The organism is Dermacoccus sp. NHGro5, from assembly GCF_017565385.1.
In the GTDB taxonomy this organism is placed as follows: domain Bacteria; phylum Actinomycetota; class Actinomycetes; order Actinomycetales; family Dermatophilaceae; genus Dermacoccus; species Dermacoccus nishinomiyaensis.
In genome coordinates, this window is record NZ_JAGEKQ010000048.1 from 1 (window position 1) to 1,822 (window position 1,822).

The 1,822-nt window shown below is 69.4% G+C and carries 2 protein-coding genes; one reads left to right on the plus strand and one right to left on the minus strand.

Features of this window, described 5'->3' with window-relative positions; genetic code table 11:
* Positions 1–91 precede the first annotated feature (91 nt).
* Entirely contained in the window at positions 92–718 is a 627-nt protein-coding gene (locus J4Z35_RS13885) for a DUF2382 domain-containing protein (protein WP_074041109.1), read from the minus strand.
* 326 nt (positions 719–1,044) lie between these two features.
* On the opposite strand from J4Z35_RS13885, the gene J4Z35_RS13890 reads away from it, so the two are divergent.
* A complete protein-coding gene (locus J4Z35_RS13890) occupies positions 1,045–1,512 on the plus strand; it encodes an SRPBCC domain-containing protein (RefSeq protein ID WP_040014869.1) in 468 nt (155 codons plus the stop codon).
* Positions 1,513–1,822 lie beyond the last annotated feature (310 nt).

Sequence of the window (1,822 nt, forward strand, 5' to 3'; positions counted from 1 at the left end):
ATCGGGTACCGCCCTCCTGACGCTGCACTGGGCGCCCACGGAGGCGCTGCTCAGCAGCTTGCCCGGCACGTCATCGCGTGGGGGAAGGTCGTCACGCGCGCGCCGAACCGCCCTCACCACGTGGGTCGCGCACGTCGTCGACCTCGTCGACCTCGACGACCTCGCGCTGCACCGGCTCGGTGACGGTGACGTTCTCCTTCGTCGCCATGATGCCGAGGTGCAGCCGTTCGACGGCGTAGATCCGCGTCGAGAGCACGGGGCGCTCCTCGTGCAGCACGATGACGCCGTCCTCGTCGCGCCGGTCGGCGTCACGCGTGTGCGTGCCCTCTGCGGCTTCGACGTCGTACACCGCACTCTCGGCATGCGTGTGCTCGCCCAGCGCCGAACCGCCGTCGAGGTTCTCGATGCGCGGCTGCCACGTCGAGGCGGGGACGTCGACGGCTTCCTCGCTGCCGTCGTCGTACACGCGCACGACATCGACGACCTCGCGGCGCACGGGGACGGTGATCGTCACCTCTTCGACGACGACACGCTTGCGCACCTCGACGCGCCCGGCCTCGGCGCGCTCGACACCCGCGACGAGACGCTCCTCGTGCAGGACGACGCCCGCTTCGTCGGCGCCCACGCCATCGCGACGCATTCCGGCAGCCTGTTGACGCGTGTCCTGCTCGTAGGCCTCGGCGTCGAAGGGACGCTCGTCAGGGCGGTTCTTCGGCATCTGCAGACTCCTTCGTGGGGTGAGCGCGGCACCCCGCTGCGCCCGTGATCGGTTGGGGGCCATGGCGGCCCCGTTCGACGATCACGCTACCCGAGCGCCCGTCACGGCGCGATGCTCTCTCGGGGTGAGCCAGGCGCTCACCGGGAGGGCGCGGCTGCCGTCCAGGTGCACGCGCCACGTGCGTGATTCGACAACGGCGCCCGGTGGCCCTCAGCCTGCCGCCGCCCCTTCGCCGCGAGCGCGCCCGCCCACACACGTCGCCCGCATCGACGCCGAAACGCCCTGAACGCCTTGCGAAGACGCGCGCCGTGAGCCAAGGTGAAGACATGACTGACGAGAAAAAGATCATCGTGACCCGCACCATCGAGGCCCCGGCGCAGGACATCTTCAACGTCCTCACCAACCCGGCCGAGCACGTCAAGCTCGACGGCTCGGGCTTCATCCGCAGCGTCGACCACGGAGACCGCATCCAGAAGGTCGGCCAGGTGTTCACCATGAACATGGTCGGTGAGCACATGGGGGGCGAATACCAGACCGACAACCACGTCACCGGGTACGCCGATGACAAGCTCGTCGCGTGGCAGACGGCGCCCGCCGGCACCGAGCCCAAGGGCTGGGAGTGGATGTACGAGCTCGAGGCCCACGGCCCGAAGGAGACCGCCGTAACCCTGACGTACGACTGGAGCAAGGTCACCGACAAGGAACTGCTCAAGAAGGTGCACTTCCCCCTCGTCGAGAAGCACGCCCTCGAGGAGTCGCTCGCGAAGCTCGAAGAGCGCGCCACGTCGAACTGACGCCGTTCATCGGTGAGGTCGCGCAGTCGCCACCCGGCGCGTCTCTTGGCCCGTCAGCACGCCCGACGGCGTTTAGCTCAACGCGTCAGCACGACCGGCGGCGCGACGTGCGTCGCGTCAGCTCTTCCGACGCCGCGTCGCTCAGCGCGTCGGCAGCTGCGCGGGGTTGGGGTCGAGCCAGCCGTCATGCTCCTTGGCGAGCGCGTCGAAACGCTCGGTGAGGGCCTGCGCGACGGCCGAGGCAGGGTCGTCGCCGGTGTCCTGCTGCAGGTATACGGCGCACTCGTGATCCTCGTCGTCCTCCTCACCC